The organism is Bradyrhizobium algeriense, from assembly GCF_036924595.1.
GTDB classification, from domain to species: domain Bacteria; phylum Pseudomonadota; class Alphaproteobacteria; order Rhizobiales; family Xanthobacteraceae; genus Bradyrhizobium; species Bradyrhizobium algeriense.
Genome location: NZ_JAZHRV010000001.1, coordinates 4491953 through 4509136, shown reverse-complemented (window position 1 = coordinate 4509136; position 17184 = coordinate 4491953). Strand labels below are relative to the sequence as shown.

At 63.3% G+C, this 17184-nt stretch carries 17 protein-coding genes; 13 read left to right on the top strand and 4 right to left on the bottom strand.

All coding sequences use genetic code 11. The features are described from left to right. Positions 1-138 precede the first annotated feature (138 nt). From V1286_RS21880 to V1286_RS21820, 13 genes are all read left to right on the top strand, one after another. Positions 139-615 carry a phasin gene (locus V1286_RS21880; RefSeq protein ID WP_108521834.1) on the top strand — a complete coding sequence of 159 codons (477 nt, stop codon included), beginning with the start codon at positions 139-141 and terminating at the stop codon, positions 613-615. Positions 616-831: 216 nt separating this feature from the next. Then, positions 832-2118 (top strand): DUF445 domain-containing protein, encoded by a 1287-nt coding sequence (locus V1286_RS21875; RefSeq protein WP_334482482.1) that lies wholly within the window; start codon positions 832-834, stop codon positions 2116-2118. A 184-nt stretch (positions 2119-2302) separates the two neighbouring features. Further along, the gene (locus tag V1286_RS21870; RefSeq protein ID WP_334482480.1) at positions 2303-3073 is read left to right on the top strand and encodes an esterase/lipase family protein; all 771 of its coding nucleotides are present in this window, start codon (positions 2303-2305) and stop codon (positions 3071-3073) included. A 212-nt stretch (positions 3074-3285) separates the two neighbouring features. Further along, positions 3286-4155, top strand: coding sequence for a phenylacetic acid degradation operon negative regulatory protein PaaX (paaX, locus tag V1286_RS21865; protein ID WP_334482477.1), 870 nt, complete (start codon positions 3286-3288; stop codon positions 4153-4155). A gap of 75 nt (positions 4156-4230) precedes the next feature. Then, positions 4231-5223 (top strand): 1,2-phenylacetyl-CoA epoxidase subunit PaaA, encoded by a 993-nt coding sequence (gene paaA / locus V1286_RS21860; protein WP_334482475.1) that lies wholly within the window; start codon positions 4231-4233, stop codon positions 5221-5223. A gap of 11 nt (positions 5224-5234) precedes the next feature. Beyond that, positions 5235-5522, top strand: coding sequence for a 1,2-phenylacetyl-CoA epoxidase subunit PaaB (gene paaB, locus V1286_RS21855; protein WP_027539035.1), 288 nt, complete (start codon positions 5235-5237; stop codon positions 5520-5522). A gap of 114 nt (positions 5523-5636) precedes the next feature. Beyond that, positions 5637-6413, top strand: coding sequence for a 1,2-phenylacetyl-CoA epoxidase subunit PaaC (paaC, locus tag V1286_RS21850; RefSeq protein ID WP_334482472.1), 777 nt, complete (start codon positions 5637-5639; stop codon positions 6411-6413). Then, on the top strand, positions 6407-6910 hold the full coding sequence (gene paaD / locus V1286_RS21845) for a 1,2-phenylacetyl-CoA epoxidase subunit PaaD (protein WP_334482469.1): 504 nt from the start codon (positions 6407-6409) through the stop codon (positions 6908-6910). Before paaC ends, paaD begins: the two co-directional genes overlap by 7 nt. 2 nt (positions 6911-6912) lie before the next feature. Then, positions 6913-7992: a 1,2-phenylacetyl-CoA epoxidase subunit PaaE gene (paaE, locus tag V1286_RS21840; RefSeq protein WP_334482466.1), complete on the top strand. Its 1080-nt coding sequence runs from the start codon at positions 6913-6915 to the stop codon at positions 7990-7992. A 135-nt stretch (positions 7993-8127) separates the two neighbouring features. Continuing rightward, positions 8128-8586 carry a hydroxyphenylacetyl-CoA thioesterase PaaI gene (gene paaI, locus V1286_RS21835; protein ID WP_334482464.1) on the top strand — a complete coding sequence of 153 codons (459 nt, stop codon included), beginning with the start codon at positions 8128-8130 and terminating at the stop codon, positions 8584-8586. A 16-nt stretch (positions 8587-8602) separates the two neighbouring features. Next, complete coding sequence (paaK, locus tag V1286_RS21830) at positions 8603-9934, top strand: phenylacetate--CoA ligase PaaK (protein WP_334482463.1); 1332 nt, start codon at positions 8603-8605, stop codon at positions 9932-9934. Between the two features lie 33 nt (positions 9935-9967). Further along, entirely contained in the window at positions 9968-10987 is a 1020-nt protein-coding gene (locus V1286_RS21825; RefSeq protein WP_334482461.1) for a quinone oxidoreductase family protein, read from the top strand. A 207-nt stretch (positions 10988-11194) separates the two neighbouring features. Continuing rightward, positions 11195-12253 (top strand): YeeE/YedE family protein, encoded by a 1059-nt coding sequence (locus V1286_RS21820; RefSeq protein WP_417021171.1) that lies wholly within the window; start codon positions 11195-11197, stop codon positions 12251-12253. Here the strand turns inward: V1286_RS21820 and V1286_RS21815 are convergent. From V1286_RS21815 to V1286_RS21800, 4 genes are all read right to left on the bottom strand, one after another. Continuing rightward, entirely contained in the window at positions 12250-13470 is a 1221-nt protein-coding gene (locus tag V1286_RS21815; RefSeq protein ID WP_334482457.1) for a bifunctional alpha/beta hydrolase/OsmC family protein, read from the bottom strand. The two genes, V1286_RS21820 and V1286_RS21815, sit on opposite strands and share 4 nt — an antisense overlap. 29 nt (positions 13471-13499) lie before the next feature. Beyond that, positions 13500-14165 (bottom strand): sulfite oxidase-like oxidoreductase, encoded by a 666-nt coding sequence (locus tag V1286_RS21810; protein WP_334489820.1) that lies wholly within the window; start codon positions 14163-14165, stop codon positions 13500-13502. 11 nt (positions 14166-14176) lie between these two features. Next, positions 14177-15499, bottom strand: coding sequence for an MFS transporter (locus V1286_RS21805; RefSeq protein WP_334482456.1), 1323 nt, complete (start codon positions 15497-15499; stop codon positions 14177-14179). A gap of 159 nt (positions 15500-15658) precedes the next feature. Then, positions 15659-17080 (bottom strand): amidase, encoded by a 1422-nt coding sequence (locus V1286_RS21800; RefSeq protein WP_334482454.1) that lies wholly within the window; start codon positions 17078-17080, stop codon positions 15659-15661. Positions 17081-17184 lie beyond the last annotated feature (104 nt).

Here is a 17184-nt window from a genome sequence, read left to right as displayed (position 1 = left end):
GGCTTTTCACGAATTCGTGATATCGCGCTGCAACATTGATGTTGCGCCGCACCATTAACTATGGCACAACACTCCTGCCCCGGGCCAATCCGGACGGGGTGAGCCCATAGCTCAAACCTGAGGATGGAGAGACCCCCAATGACCACCGAAACCAATTCCGTGCTGAACACCGTCAAGGAAGCCTTCGCGCCCGTCACCGAGGCGTTCACCAAGCTTCAGAACCTGGAAGTTCCGGAAGCCGCCCGTGAATTCGTGAAGAAGCAGGCCGAGACCGCCAAGGAGCGCGCTGCCGACTTTTACGCAGGTTCGGAGAAGGCGACCGCTGCGATCGAGACCGCCGTTGCCGGTTCGGTTTCCGAGGCCGCCAAGATCAGCCGCAACATCCAGCAGGCGTTCTATCAGGACGCGGAAGCGTTCTTCGCCGGCATCGACAAGCTCGCGTCGGCCAAGTCGCTGAGCGAAGCCGCCCAGATCCAGTCGGACCTGGTCCGTGCGCGTGGCGAAGTGCTCGTCTCGCGGGCGAAGGCCAGCACCGAATATCTCGGCAAGCTCGTCACCGAGGGTGCCAAGAACGCGCAGGACAACTTCGCCAAGGTCTATTCCAAGACCGCCTGATCGCGATCCGCCTGACAACTGCATTTTCGAAGGCCCGCTTTTGGCGGGCCTTCTTTTTGTCCTCTCCACGTCATGCCCGGGCAGAAGCGCGAAGCGCGTCTTCGCGCTAGATTGACCCGGGCATCCACGTCTTTCTTGCTTGGGTTGATCAAGACGTGGATGGCCGGGACAAGCCCGGCCATGACGGCAGTGGGGCATCGCGGTAGACTCCAAATCATGACGCTTCCCGCCACCTTCGGCATCGACACTCCCGGCGACGCCGTCCGCGCCGCCGAGTTGCGGCGTGTGAAGTTGCTGGCGACGGGGGTGCTGGCGGCGACGTTTGCGATTTTCCTCGGCGCGAAGGCGTTGCTGCCGGTGCATCCGGTGTTCGGCTTTATCGCGGCCTTTGCCGAGGCCGCCACCATCGGCGGCCTCGCCGACTGGTACGCCGTGGTGGCGCTGTTCAAAAGGCCGCTGGGGCTGCCGATCCCACACACCGCGATCATCCAGAGCAACCAGCAGCGCATCGCCGACAAGCTCGGTGAATTCATCGAGGTGCATTTTCTCGAATCTGCCCCGGTCGAAGCCAAGCTGCGACAGATCGATTTCGGCTCGTTCATCGCCGACTGGCTGCGCGACCGCAAGCGCAGCGAGGATCTCGCACGCTTCGCGCTGCGGCTGTTGCCCGAGGCGGTGGCGGCGACGGAGAATTCCGGGCTGATGACTTTCGTCAGCCGCCGCATCACCGCGCAACTGATGGCGATCGATCTCGCGCCGCTTGCTGCTGGTACGCTGCGCGCATTCGTGAAGGAGGGGCGGCATCAGGGTCTGCTCGACGATCTCCTTCGCGGCGTGCATCAGATGATGACGCAGGCCGAGACCATGGCGATGATCCGCGAGAAGATCCGCGCCGAATTGCCGACGCTTTTAAAACTCTATCGCGCCGACAAGTTTCTGGTGAACAAGATCGTAGCCTCGGCGACCGCGTTCTTCGAGGAAGTCCGCAACGATCCCCAACATCCGTTTCGCGGCGAGTTCGACCGTATGGTGCTGACCTTCGTCGACCGCCTCGGTACCGATCCGGCTTACGCCGAACGCATCGCCGGCCTGAAGCGCGATCTCTTGGCGCGGCCCGAACTGACCAGCCTGGCGCGTCATATCTGGGAGAATGTGCGCACCTTCTTTGAACGCAGCGCGTCGGGCGAGACGCAGGTGCTGGAGCAATATCTGGTGCGCATGTTCGTGAAAGCGGGCGAGGCGCTGGCCGGCGACGCCGAGTTGCGCACCGAAATCAATCAGGGGCTCGTTGCGGTGATGCGCACCGTCGTCGCTGAACAGAAGAGCGGCGTTTCGACCTTTATCTCGGATCAGGTGAAATCCTGGGACATGGGGCAGTTGATCTCGCTGATCGAAATCAACATCGGCCGCGACCTGCAATACATCCGTTTCAACGGCTCGCTGATCGGCGGGCTTGCAGGGCTGGCGCTCTACACCCTCGAATACCTGCTGCGGCTGCTGTGACTAATTGATCACGTCAACGCTTTTAGTTGTCCCGACTGTGATCTGCCCCGCTTGCAACGGCAAAACCGGTTCCTTAGCTTTTTATGGAACAATGTTGCGTTGCGAACGATTCTACTGCGTTGCGTCTAACTGAACCAGTGGCGTGGCTGCCGAGACGTAAGGGGCCCGCCCGAGAGGAGACATAATGTCCGTTGCTACACAGACGCTTTCGCCGCCGTCCAGAACGCTGATGTTTCTGGAGGGGCGAGCCATTTCCGAACTGGGCGCTTTTCTCGGCGCGCTGCCGCTGCTCAGCCTCGCCCCACGAGGCGATGGTCATCCGGTGCTGGTTTTGCCCGGGCTTGTTGCATCAGACACTTCCACGCGTCCGCTGCGCAGCTTCCTGAAGAGCCGCGGCTACGCGGTCAGCGGCTGGCGCCAGGGCCGCAATCTCGGGCTGCGCCACGGCGTGCAGAACGCGATGGTCGATCTGGTGCACGAGTTGAACGACACCCATGGCCGCAAGGTCTCGCTGGTCGGCTGGAGCCTCGGCGGTCTCTACGCACGCCAGCTCGCCAAGATGATGCCGGAGCGCGTGCGCTCCGTGATCACGCTCGGCAGCCCGTTTGCCGCGGGACCGAAGGCGACCAACGCCTGGCGCGTTTATGAGATGGCAAGCGGCCGACGCGCCGACGAAGAAGACGCCCGTTTCGGCGGTGCGCTGTCCGGCACGCCGCCGGTGCCGACCACCGCGATCTTCAGCCGCACCGATGGCATCTGCGCCTGGCAGGGCTGCATGGAAAAGACGTCAGCGACATCAGAGAGCATCGAGGTCGAGAGCAGCCATTGCGGCATGGGCCATCACCCCGCCGTCGTCTATGCGGTGGCCGATCGCCTGGCGCAGGCGGAAGGTGAATGGTCGCCGTTCGATCGAAGCGGCTGGCGCAGCGTGGTTTATCCGGATCCGCATCGCTGACTGGCGCGGTTATCTTACCTCGCCCCGCTCTTGCGGGGAGAGGTCGGATCGCATCGTCAGATCGATCCGGGTGAGGGGCGCTCTCCGCGTACTCACGTCTATCGAATTTGCGGAGGCAGCCCCTCACCCCAACCCTCTCCCCGTGAAGAACGGGGAGAGGGAGAGGCAGCCACCGTTGTCGCAAATCCAAAAAACGCGGTATGCCTTGACGCATGCCGCCACCGCTTGCCCGCATCATCCAGCAATTGAAGCGAGAACCGTCGCGCACCGGTTCGATCGTCATCACCGTCTTCGGCGATGCCATCGTGCCGCGCGGCGGCTCGGTCTGGCTCGGCACGTTGCTCGAATTCTTCGAACAGCTCGACATCGACGCCAGCGTCGTGCGCACCGCGATGTCCAGGCTGACCGCCGACGGCTGGTTCGAACGCAATAAAGTCGGCCGCAACAGCTTCTACCGTCTGGTGCAGAGTGGGCGGCAAACTTTTGATATCGCAACGAAACACATCTACGGCCCGCCGGCTTCTGACTGGACCGGGCGCTTTGAACTGCTGCTGATCGGCAATGGCGAAGACCGCGACGCCTCGCGCGAGGCGCTGAAGAATGCGGGTTTCGGCAGTCCGCTGCCAGGCGTGTGGGTTGCGCCTTCGGGCGTGCCGGTGCCGGAGGAAGCCTCGGGCGCCATCCGCCTCGAAGTCTCCGCCGAAGACGACAGCGGGCGGCGCTTGCTCAGCGAAAGCTGGCCGCTGCATCGCACCGCCGACGCCTATCAGAAGTTCATGAAAACCTTCGAGCCGCTGCACGGCTGGATCGTCAGCGGCGAGCGGCTGACGAAGGCCGACGCCTTCACCGCGCGGATTCTCCTGATCCACCATTACCGCCGCGTCGTGCTGCGCGATCCCTTGCTGCCGATGGCGTTGCTGCCGGCGGACTGGCCGGGCAGGGCGGCCCGCGCGCTCTGCGGCGAAATCTATCGCGCGCTACTTCCCGCGTCGGAACAATGGCTTGACCGCCATGCGACCAACGAAAATGGGCCTTTGCCAAAGCCCGTCGCGGAACTTTCGAGGCGTTTCGGCGATCCGTAAATATGTTACAGAAATATATTGCGCATCTAAATTTATGTTATATATTTCCTCCCAACGATATCAGGGAGGTCCGCCATGTATACGCAGGCGCTCAATTCGTCCGAGGGCGAAGACCGCCACATTGAGGACGCCGCGCGGGCCGCGCAGTTTCAGGCGCGTATCGATAGCGACGAACGCATCGAGCCCAACGACTGGATGCCGGCGGCCTACCGCAAGACGCTGACGCGGCAGATTTCCCAGCACGCGCATTCCGAAATCGTCGGCATGCTGCCCGAAGGCAACTGGATCACCCGTGCGCCGTCGCTGCGCCGCAAGGCCGCATTGCTCGCCAAGGTGCAGGACGAATGCGGCCACGGGCTCTATCTCTACGCCGCCGCCGAAACGCTCGGCACTTCACGCGAAGAACTGGTCGACCTGATGCTGGCCGGCAAAGCAAAGTATTCCTCGATATTCAACTATCCGACGCTGACCTGGGCCGACATCGGCACGATCGGCTGGCTGGTCGACGGCGCGGCGATCATGAACCAGATCCCGCTGTGCCGCTGCTCCTATGGTCCCTATGCGCGCGCGATGATCCGCGTCTGCAAGGAGGAGTCCTTCCATCAGCGCCAGGGCTTTGAGATCATGCTGATGCTGTGCCGCGGCACCGACGAACAGAAAGCGATGGCGCAGGACGCGCTGAACCGCTGGTGGTGGCCGGTGCTGATGATGTTCGGTCCGCCCGACCAGGCCAGCCAGCACTCGGACACCTCGACCAAGTGGAAGATCAAGCGCTTCTCCAACGACGAGCTGCGCCAGAAATTCGTCGATGCGACCGTGCCGCAGGCGCAGTTCCTGGGACTTACGATTCCAGATCCCGGCATGAAACAGAACGAAGCGGGCAACTGGGAATACAGCGCGATCGATTGGGAAGAGTTCAAGCAGGTGCTGGCCGGCAACGGTCCCTGCAACCGCGATCGCCTCGCGGCGCGGCGGAAGGCGCATGAGGATGGTGCCTGGGTGCGCGAGGCGGCGATGGCCTATGCCGAGAAGCGCCGGCAGCGCGCCGCCTTGCAGGCTGCAGAGTAGGGAGACCCGCGATGGCAACGCCGAACATTCCGCTCTGGGAGGTCTTCATCCGCAGCCGCAACGGGCTGGCGCACAAGCATGTCGGATCGCTGCACGCGACCGACGCGACCCTGGCGCTGCAGGCCGCGCGCGACATCTATACCCGCCGCGGCGAGGGCCTCTCGATCTGGGTGGTGCCCTCGAATGCGATCACTGCGTCCGATCCGTCCGAGAAGGGCATGATGTTCGAACCGGCGGAATCGAAAATCTATCGGCACCCGACGTTTTACGACGTGCCGGATGAAGTGGGACATATGTAGGTTTTTCCGTCATTGCGAGCGCAGCGAAGCAATCCATCGCGCCGCAAAGAAAGTCTGGATTGCTTCGTCGCTTCGCTCCTCGCAATGACGACGACTGCTAACAGGTGATTGAAAATGATCGTCGCCAACATCTCTGTCTCCGAGACCCCGCTGGTGCTCTACACCTTGCGCCGCGCCGACGATGCGCTGATCCTCGGGCACCGGCTGTCGGAATGGTGCGGTCATGCGCCGATGCTGGAAGAGGACATGGCGCTCGCCAATATGGGCCTCGATCTGCTTGGCCAGGCGCGCGAGCTCTATTCCTATGCGGCCAAGGTCGAGGGCAAGGATAACGACGAGGACAAGTTCGCCTATCTCCGCGACGTCAGGCAGTACCGCAATTTGCTGTTGCTGGAACAGCCCAATGGCGATTTCGCGCGTACCATGGTGCGGCAATTCTTCTACGCCACCTTCGCCGATCTCTATTGGCGGGCAATGATGTGCTCCGGCGATCCGACGCTGGCGGCGATCGCGGCGAAGTCGGAAAAGGAAAGCGCCTATCACGTCAGGCACTGTTCGGAATGGATCGTCCGCCTCGGCGACGGCACCGAGGAAAGCCACCGCCGCGCTCAATCTGCGATCGACGAGCTCTGGGCCTTTACCGGTGAGATGTTCGCCGTCGACGACAGCGAGCGCGCGCTGATCGATGCCGGCATCGCGATCGATCCCGCGCCGTTGCGTTCGCAATGGTTGAAGACGATCACGGGCGTCGTTAGCGAGGCGACGCTTGCGTTGCCGAAGAACGACTGGATGCAGCAGGGCGGCCGCAGCGGCCGGCACAGCGAGCATCTCGGCCATCTCCTCAGCGAGCTGCAGTCGATGCAGCGGACCTTTCCGGGGGCGACATGGTAACGGCCATTCTCAACGATAGCGATCTGCGCCGTCGCGCCTGGGAAGCGGCTGCGCAAGTGGTCGATCCCGAGATTCCCGTGCTCACCATCGCCGATCTCGGCGTGCTGCGCGAGGTCGAGGTCCATGACGGCCGCGTTGAGGTCGCGATCACGCCGACCTATTCCGGCTGTCCCGCCATGAACATGATCGCTCTGGAGATCGAGCTCGCGCTGGCGCGCGCCGGCATTGCGCGGCCGACCGTCCGCACGGTGCTGTCGCCGGCCTGGACCACGGACTGGATGAGCGAGGACGGCCGCAGCAAGCTGCGGCAATACGGTATCGCTCCGCCGCAGGCCTCAACTTCACGCCGCGCGCTGTTCGGCGAGCAGCAGGTGGCCTGTCCGCAATGCGGCTCGCAGAATACCGAATTGCTTTCCGAATTCGGCTCGACCTCCTGCAAGGCGCTGTGGCGCTGCAAGAGCTGCCGTGAACCGTTCGATTATTTCAAGTGTCATTAATCATGTCCCACGCACCGCGCTTTCACCGTCTCGCCGTCAACGACATCCGCCGCGAAGCGGCCGACGCAGTGTCGATGACGTTTGCGATCCCGAAAGAGCTGGAAAGCGACTACAGCTTTATGCCAGGGCAATACCTCACCTTGCGCACGACGATGGACGGCGAAGAAGTACGCCGCTCCTATTCGATTTGTTCCGGCCCTGACGATGGCGAATTGCGCATCGCCGTGAAGAAAGTCGACGGCGGCGCGTTCTCCAATTGGGCCGCGGAAGAGTTGAAGAGCGGCGACGAACTCGATGTGATGACGCCGACCGGTCGCTTCGGCATCGCCCATGCGCCGGAAGAGGCGCGGATCTATGTCGGCTTTGCCGCGGGAAGCGGGATCACGCCGATCCTGTCGATCGTCAAGGGCGTGCTGGCGCGCGAACCCGATAGCCGCTTCTTCCTGTTCTATGGCAACCGCACAACATCGAGCATGCTGTTCCTCGAAAAGTTGGAGGAATTGAAGGACCGCTTCATGCAGCAGCTTTCGCTCTTCCACGTCATTTCGGGCGAAGAGCAGGATATTCCGATCCTGCACGGCCGGCTCGACGGCGAGAAGGTGCGCGTGCTGCTGCGCTCGCTGGTGCCGGCTTCAAGCGTCGATCACGTCTTCATCTGCGGCCCGATGGGCATGAGCGAGGACATCGAGGCGACCTGCCGCGACATCGGCATCGCCGAGGATCGCATTCATGTGGAGCGCTTCGTCTCCGAGTTCGGCGGCAAGCCGCGTCCGAAGAAGATGATCGAAGCGTCCGCGCCGCCCAGGGCGATGGCGTCCTTGATCATCGATGGAAAACGACGCGAGGTGCCGGTCGCTGAAGGTGAGGCCATCCTCGACGCGGCGTTGCGCGCCGGCATGGATCTGCCGTTCGCCTGCAAGGGCGGCATGTGCTCGACCTGCCGCGCCAAGCTGGTCGAGGGCGATGCGCAGATGGAGGTCAATTATTCGCTGGAGCCGTGGGAGCTGAAGGCGGGATACATCCTGACCTGCCAAGCGCGGCCCTGTTCGGACAAGGTGGTCGTGGACTACGACCACGTTTAGAAAATCGCGGGATCGTTGACACCTCGGGTGCTTCGTCCCAACACTAAGAGACTACGTAAAGAGGCCCGTGCAAACAGGCCCGTACGCACAGGGAGAGAACGTCGTGGAACCGTCTCGCAGAGCGGGCAACCCGCTATGAACGTCGCGCTTTCGCCCGACGAGATCGCCCGCGCCTGCGCGGATGCGATGTGGAAGGAAGACGACGCCAGCAAGGGCCTCGGCATGAAACTTGTCGAGGTGAAGCCCGGGCAGGCGACGCTGATGATGACGGTGCAGCCGCACATGGTCAACGGCCAGCGCATCGCCCATGGCGGCTTCATCTTCCTGCTGGCGGATTCCACCTTCGCCTTTGCCTGCAACTCCCGTAACGAACGCGCCGTCGCCGCGCAATGCGACATCGCCTTCATCAGGCCGGGCAAGCTCGGCGACGTGCTGGTCGCGACCGCGCGGGAAGTTTCGCGCAACGGACGGTCCGGGATTTACGACGTTCGCGTCACCGCTGGCGATGTCGTGATCGCCGAATTCCGCGGCCATTCCCGCACCATCGCCGGAACGTGGCTGCCGGTTGCGGACAACGGAGCCACACAAAATTAGCGAGAAGGGAAACGCCATGGCCATGGCAAGATTGAAATCCAGCGGAAGCGGTTACGGCGCTGAATTGGACGAGGCCGAGCGCGCCTCGCGCGACGAGATCATGGCGCTGCAGACCAGGCGTCTCGCCTGGTCGCTCAAGCACGCCTACGACAACGTCGGGCATTACCGGAAGGCCTTCGATGCGGCCGGCATGCATCCGTCCGATTTCAGGCAGCTCTCCGATCTCGCCAGATTCCCGTTCACGGTGAAGACCGACCTCCGCGACAATTACCCCTTTGGCATGTTCGCGGTGCCGCGCGAAAAGCTGGTCCGCGTCCATGCGTCCTCGGGCACGACAGGCAAGCCGATCGTGGTCGGCTATACGCAAGGAGACATCGACATCTGGTCTGATGTGATGGCGCGCTCGATCCGCGCCGCAGGCGGCCGTACCGGCATGCTGATGCACAACGCCTATGGCTACGGCCTGTTCACCGGCGGCCTCGGTGCGCACTACGGCGCCGAAAGGCTCGGCTGCACGGTGGTGCCGGTTTCCGGCGGCATGACCGAGCGGCAGGTGCAACTGATCAACGACTTCAAGCCCGACATCATCACGGTGACGCCGAGCTACATGCTGGCGATCTCGGATGAGTTCAAGAAGCAGGGGCTCGATCCGCGCAAATCGTCGCTGAAGTTCGGCATCTTCGGCGCCGAGCCCTGGACCAACGCAATGCGCGCCGAGATCGAGCAGACCTTTGACATGGATGCGACGGATATTTACGGCCTTTCGGAAGTGATCGGGCCGGGCGTGGCGCAGGAATGCGTGGAGACCAAGGACGGTCTGCATATCTGGGAGGATCATTTCTATCCCGAGGTGATCGATCCCGAGACCGGCGCCGTGCTGCCTGACGGCGAGAAGGGCGAGTTGGTCTTCACCTCGCTGACCAAGCAGGGCTTTCCGATCATCCGCTACCGTACCCGCGACCTGACGCGGCTGTTGCCCGGCACCGCACGGCCGGGCATGCGGCGCATGGAGAAGGTGACGGGCCGTTCCGACGACATGATCATCCTGCGCGGCGTCAACGTATTCCCGACCCAGATCGAGGAAGCGCTGCTGGCGACCGATTGGTGCGGCGGGCACTTCATCATCGAGCTGACGCGCGAGGGTCGCATGGACGAGATGACCGTGCTCGCCGAAGCCCGCCCCGAAAGCTGGGACGGCAGCGGGCTGCCCGCGCATGCCGAAAAGGTCGCGGTCTTCATCAAGAACACCATCGGCATCACCGCACGCATCAAGGCTGTGGCCCCGGACACGCTGGAACGTTCACTCGGCAAGGCGAAACGTGTTTACGACAAGCGGCCGAAAGGGTAACTCCTGCTGCTTAGAAGCCAGCAGGAATGCCTGATGTCATTTGCCGAGAAGCCCGATCTTCGATCTGCCACGGTCCAGGCGCGCTGTGTTCGCCTGCCGGCAAAGGCCGCTGATGCCGCTTCGCTCGCGCCAGTCGTCGAGACGCAGGCTTTGTCGTGCGGCGAGAATGATCTGCTGATCGAGGTCAAGGCCGCCGCTGTCAACCCATCGGACGTGAAGGCCGCAACCGGGCTGATGCCTTACGCCGTATTTCCGCGCACGCCGGGCCGCGACTATGCGGGCGTCGTGATCGACGGTCCGCAGGGCTGGATCGGGCGCGAGGTGTTCGGCTCGTCCGGCGACCTCGGCATCCGCCGCGACGGCACCCATGCCACGCATCTGGTGGTCGAGGCGGAAGCGTCCGTTGAGAAGCCGAACAGCCTTTCCTGGGAGGAGGCCGCCGGCATCGGCGTGCCCTTTGTCACCGCGATGGAAGGCCTGCGCCGCGCCGGCATTCCCAAGGCGGGCGAGACCGTGCTGGTGATGGGCGTCAACGGCAAGGTCGGGCAGGCGGCGACACAGATCGCGAGTTGGCACGGCGCGCGGGTGATCGGCGTCGTCCGCAGGAGCGAGCCCTATGAAGGCCACGCCAATTCTCCCGTCGATGTCGTCGATGCCTCCGCGACCGACGTTGCGGCGCGCGTGCGCGAACTCACTAATGGCAAGGGCGCCGACATCGTGTTCAACACGGTCGGCGATCCCTATTTCGAGGCCGCGCACAAATCGCTTGGCTTGCGCGGGCGGCAGATCCTGATCGCCGCGGTGGACCGCATCGTGCAGTTCAACATCCTGGAGTTCTATCGCGGCCAGCACACTTACGTGGGCATCGATACGCTCGGCCTGTCGTCGGTCGCGACCGGCGCGGTGCTGAGGGAACTCGGCCCCGGCTTCGCGGGCGGGCATCTCAAGCCGTTCCCGATCAAGCCGAACGCGATCTATCCGCTGGATCAGGCCAAGGCGGCATTTATCGCCGTGGCCGGTTCGTCGCGCGATCGCGTGATCCTGCGACCCTAGGCCTAGGCCTCGCGGAAATTAATCTCTCCCGCCATGGTCGGCGACAACGGTTTTATTCCCCGATTGCTGGGCTGCGCGAGAGATTAATTCTCTGCATCGGCAGGCCGTGGACGGCCCCATGCTTCCAACGTAATAGCAGCACGGAAATTGCTTCCTATTTAAGCGATGACGGCCGGACGGCCGCGCGAGAAGACTGGGGAAATGCCGGTGCTGGACAGTGCCAATATTGTCGTCATCAGCGGACTGCTGATCGGTCTCGTTTATGGATCGGTCGGATTGTTGAGCGGGTTTTGCCTGCTCAGCAGTCTGCGGGGCTTTTGGGCGGAAGGCGATGGCCGGCTGGTGCGCACCTATGCACTGGCGATCGGCGTAGCCGTCGCAGGGACGCAGTTGCTGACGGCGGCAGGCCTCGCCGATATCGGCAAATCGATCTATCTGCAGTCATCTTTCTCCGCGCCGGTGATGTTCTTCGGCGGCCTCTTGTTCGGCTACGGCATGGTGCTCTCGAACGGCTGCGGTTCACGCGCGCTGGTGCTGCTCGGGCGCGGCAATCTCCGTTCTTTCGTGGTGGTGGTCGTGCTGGCGATCTTCGCCCAGATGACGCTGAAGGGCCTGATCGCGCCGGCGCGCATCGCGATGGTCGGCGCATCGCAGACCACCGCCACGGCAAACTCGGTGCCCGCGCTGCTTGCGGCGGCAGGCTTGAGCGCAACGGCCGCGCGGATGCTGGCGGCCTCGATCATCTCGGCGGCGCTGATCATCTTCGCCTTTGCGCATCCTGCGTTCCGGCGCTCGCCGGGCCAGCTCGCCGCGGGTCTCGCGGTCGGCCTGCTGGTGGCGGCCGGCTGGTTCGCGACCGGCTATCTCGGCGCCGACGATTTCAATCCGACGCCGGTGACCTCGCTTACCTTCATCGCGCCGATCGCGGACGCACTACAGTATGTCATGCTGTCGACGGGATCGACGCTGAATTTCGGCATCGTCACGGTGTTCGGTGTGCTTGCCGGCAGCCTCGTCACGGCGCTGCTGACCGGTCGCTTTCAGCTTGAGGGCTTTCAATCGCCGCGCCACATGCTGCGATCCGGCGGCGGCGCGGCATTGATGGGCGCGGGCGGTGTGATGGCGTTCGGTTGCTCGATCGGGCAGGGGCTGACGGGATTTTCCACGCTGGCGCTGGCGTCGCTGATTGCCTTCGCCGGTATTTTGGTCGGCGCCGCCGCAGGGCTGCGCGGCGCGCTCCGCGTCCGCCCGCTGGCGGCGGCCTAATCCGCCGCCTTCGTCACGATGCGGATTTCCGAGGTGAGCGTCCGGTGCACCGGACACTTGTCGGCAATCTCCATCAATCGCTTGCGCTGATCGGCGTCGAGCGTGCCCTCGATCGAGATCACGCGGTCGATCTGGTCCAGCATGCCCTCCCGCGTTTCGCATTCCTCGCAGTCTATTGCGTGAACCTTGCTGTGCTTCAGCGTCACGGTGACGCGATCGAGCGGCAGCGATTTGCGGTCGGCATACATCCGCATCGTCATCGAGGTGCAGGCGCCCAGGCCCGCCAGCACGAAATCATAAGGCCCGGGTCCGCTGTCCTGGCCGCCGGCGGCAACCGGTTCATCCGCCAGCATCTGATGCGGGCCTGTTGTCACGGTCTGCTGGAACTTGCTGTTGCGGGTCTCGCGCACCACGACGTTGCGGGGCGCCTCGCTCGCGGCGGCGGGCTGCACGGCGGCGGGCTCGATATAGTGCTCAGCCCATGCGGCGATGACGTCGGCGACATAGGCGGCATCGCGCTTGCCGCTCAAAAGATGGTCGGCGCCCGCCAGCGAAACAAAGCTCTTGGGATGTTTGGCCGCGACGAAGATCTTCGTTGCATTGTCGATCCCGACGGTGTCGTCGGTCGGCGACTGCATGATCAGCAGCGCCTTGTGAAGCTTCGCGACATGCGCCATCAGGCCATGTTCGGCGATATCGTCGAGGAATTCGCGCTTGATGTGGAACGGCCGGCCGGCGAGCTGGACCTCCACCTTGCCGTGCTTGCGGATGTCCTCGATGCGATCTCCAAAGAGATGGGTGACGTGTGCGGGATCGGCGGGCGCGGCGATCGTCACGACCGCTTTCGCATCCGGAATCTTTTCTGCGGCGGCAAGGATCGCGGCGCCGCCGAGGCTGTGTCCAATCAGAATCGCAGGCGTTCCGCGCGTTTCACGCAGATGGTCGGCGGCGCGGACAAGATCGGCGACGTTGGAAGTGAAGGTCGAATTTGCAAATTCGCCCTCGCTGGAGCCGAGCCCGGTAAAGTCGAAACGCAATACCGCAATCCCTTTGGCGGCCAGCGCGGTCGCGATGCGTTTCGCGGCCAGCACGTCCTTGCCGCAGGTGAAGCAATGCGCGAACAGCGCGTAGGCCTGCACCGGACCATCCGGTGTGTCCAGCGCAGCGGCAAGCTGATGGCCGCCTTCACCGGTGAATTGGAAGCGTTCAGTCGGCACGGGCGTTCTCCCCAATCAAATGTTGCGGCTTAGTCTCCGGAATATCTCTGCTCAGCCCAGGGGTCACCGCGGTTGTGATAGCCGCGCACTTCCCAATAGCCCGGCGCATCCTCAGCCAGAAACTCGATGCTCTGCAGCCACTTCGCACTTTTCCAGAAATAGAGATGCGGCACCACCAGCCGCACCGGGCCGCCATGCTCCTGCTCGAGCGGCGCGCCCGACCAGCTATGGACGAGGATGGCGTCCGCGGCGGCGAAATCCTCCAGCGTCAGATTGGTGGTGTAGCCGTCATGCGAATGCAGCACCACGAACCGCGCCTCCTCGCGCGGCCGGCAGGCATCGAGGAGATCGCGGGTTGCCAACCCCTCCCAGTGATTGTCGTAGCGCGACCAGGTGGTGACGCAGTGAATGTCGGATATGAACTTGCTCTGCGGCTGCGCGGAAAACTGCGCGAAATCCCAGAAGATCGGCTTCTCGACCGCGCCGTAAACATCGAGCCGCCAGCGCTCGCGTGAAATGTTCGGGGTCAGTCCGAGATCGAGCGTCGGCCAATCCTTCGTCAGGTGCTGGCCCGGCGGCAGGCGCGCTTCTTCGGGCCGCGAAATCTTGCCGGTGAGGAATTTTCCCTCGCGCGCCCAGCGAGCCTTGCTGCGCGTCAGCTTGCTTTCCGGCGGCGGCTCGTTCTCGTCGACCATATCGGAACCGGTCACTCGTGGCGATGCATTGCGGAGGCATGCTTGGTGTCGCGCATCGTCGCATAGATGATGAGCGAGAGGAAGATCATGCCGCTAAGATAATAATAGAACCAGTCCTCATGCCCCAGCGTCTTGAAATAGAGCGCGACCGCCGGCGCCGTGCCGCCGAACAGCGATACCGTGATGGCGTAGGGCAGGCCGACGCCGAGCGCGCGGACATTGGTCGGGAATAATTCGGCCTTCACGACGGCGTTGATCGAGGTGTAGCCGGCAACGAAGATCCAGGCGGCGCAGATCAGCAGAAAGGCCGTGAACGGCGACCTGGCCTCCTTCAGCGTGGTCAGGATCGGGACCGTCGCCAGCGTGCCGGCGAGCCCGAAGAAAATCAGCAGTGGCTTGCGGCCGATGCGGTCGGAGAGGCCGCCATAGATCGGCTGCAACAGGGTTGCAAAGATCAGCGAGCCGAAGATCACGAACGTGGTCTGGTCCTCGGTGAGTCCGACGGACAGCTTGACGAAGGTCTGCATGTAGGTGGTGAAGGTATAGAACGCCGCGGTACCTCCCGCGGTGAGGCCAACCACCAGCAGCAATTCGCGCGGATACTTCAACAGGCCGCGGATCGATCCCGAGGGCTTGCTGACTTTCTTGGCTTCCTCGAACGCTTCCGTTTCATGCAGATTGCGCCGCATGACGGCGGCGAAGATCGCGAGCAGGGCGCCGATCACGAAGGGGATTCGCCAGCCCCACTCCTTCAGTTCTTCCGGGGTGAGAAACACCTTCTGCAGCAGGAGCAACACCATGATCGCGGTGAGCTGGCCGCCGATCAGGGTGACATACTGAAAGCTTGAATAGAATCCGCGGTGCCTGGGGTCGGCGACTTCGGTCAGGTAGGTCGCGCTGGCGCCGTATTCGCCGCCGAGGCTCAAGCCCTCGATGATGCGCGCCAGCGCCAGGATGGCGGGAGCGGCAATCCCGATCGTGGCATAGGTCGGCGTCACCGCGATGATCAACGAACCGAAGCACATGCAGATCACCGAGAGCGTCAGCGACAATCGCCTCCCATAGCGGTCGGCGATGAAACCGAACAGCCAGCCGCCGAGCGGACGCATCAGGAAAGTTGCAGCGAACAACACTGCGGCGTCGAGCTGCTGCACCACCGGATCGCTGTTCGGAAAGAACGCCGGCGCGAAATACAGCGCGAACGCGGTGTACGCGTAGAAATCATACCATTCGACGAGATTGCCGATCGAGCCGATGAAGATCGCCTTGATCCGCCGTTTCACGTCCTTGATGTCTAAATGATCGTCGGCGGAGTTGATGGCTTGATCCGTCATGGCCGACCTCCAGGGCGATTGCGATCCCTTTATTCCGGATCAGTTCGCCTCTTTGACCAGCACTGCTAACGGCCGCAAGACGCGCCCGGTTCCCTTCAATGGACACCGAGGGGTTGGATGCATACGCGAGACCGGGATCACGGACCCTTCAAATTATCTTTATTTCGGCGCCCGTGGATCGATTGGTGTCGCGCCGCGCATGCCGAGAATATCCTCAAGCACCTTGGCCCCCGCCAGCAACTGCGCCTCACCGCGCGGTGGCGCCACCACCTGCAGCCCGACCGGCAGGCCGGAGGCGGTAAATCCGCACGGCAGCGACAGCGCAGGACAACACACCAGCGTGATCGCATAGACGATGCCGAGCCATTCGACGTAATTGTCGAACTTCTTGCCGGCGCATTCGGCGACGTAGCGGTTCTCGACCGGGAAGGGCGGTACGATCGTGGCGGGCGCGAGCAATAGATCGTATTTGTCGAAAAATTCCAGCGTGCGCGCGGTCATGGCGACGCGCTGTGCTTCGGCGCGTTCGAGCTGCTCGACCGTCAGCTTCAGGCCTTCCTCGATGTTCCAGATCACCTCGGGCTTGAGCAGGTTGCGCTTCGAGCGTAACAGCGCCGCCTTTGACAGCGCAAAATCGAACGCGCGCAGCACGTGGAAACATTCATGGGCCTCGCGCAGGTCGGGATGGGCTTCCTCGACGATCGCGCCCGCTTCCGCAAAGCGCTGCGCGGCCTTGCGGGTGACGGCCGCGACTTCAGGATCGACCGGCGTGATGCCGAGATCGGGCGAATAGGCGACGCGCTGCGGCTTGCTGCCGGAACGCGCGGCGGACAGAAACGACGTCGGCAGCACGGGCAGCGACAGCGGATCGGCCGGATGTTCGCCGCTCATGGCATCGAGCAGCAGCGCGAGATCCTCGACATTGCGCGCCATCGGGCCCTGGACGCCGAGATTGCGATCGACCGCCGCGGCTATCGTGCGTGCGATGCGGCCGATGCTCGGCCGCATGCCGACGATGCCGCAGAAGCTCGCCGGGCTGCGCAAGCTGCCGCCCATGTCGGAGCCGTGCGCCAGCCATGCCGTGCCGGTGGCGAGCGCCACCGCCGCACCGCCCGAGGAGCCGGCTGCGGAGCGTGACGTGTCCCAGGGATTGCGGGTCGGGCCGAACACTTCGTTGAAGGTGTTGGCGCCGGCGCCGAATTCCGGCGTGTTCGACTTGGCGTAGACCACCCCGCCATTGTTTTCGAGATGCTCGACCAGGATATCCGACTTCGCCGGGATATTATCCTTGTAGATCGGCGAACCCTGCGTGGTCAGGACGCCGGCGACACTGGTCAGGTCCTTGATCGGGATCGGAAGGCCGGCGAGCAGCCCGCGTTCGCTGGCCGGCTTCTTCATCAGCGCGGCGGCGTGCTTGCGGGCACGATCGAAGCACAGCGTCGGCAGCGCGTTGACTTTGTCGTCGACTTCGGCGATGCGTTTTTCCAGCACGTCGAGCAGGTCGAGTGGGGTAACTTCGCCCGATTTCAGTTTGCCGACGATGGCACACGCCGTCTCACGCACCAGCCCCTGATCCGCCACTTCGCACTCTCCGTTCGTTTCCGTTTCTTGATTGCAGGTGGTGCTGTAGAACATTTTTTGGCAAAGTGGAAACGCACCAGAGTCGTAGCCGACTGGAGATATCT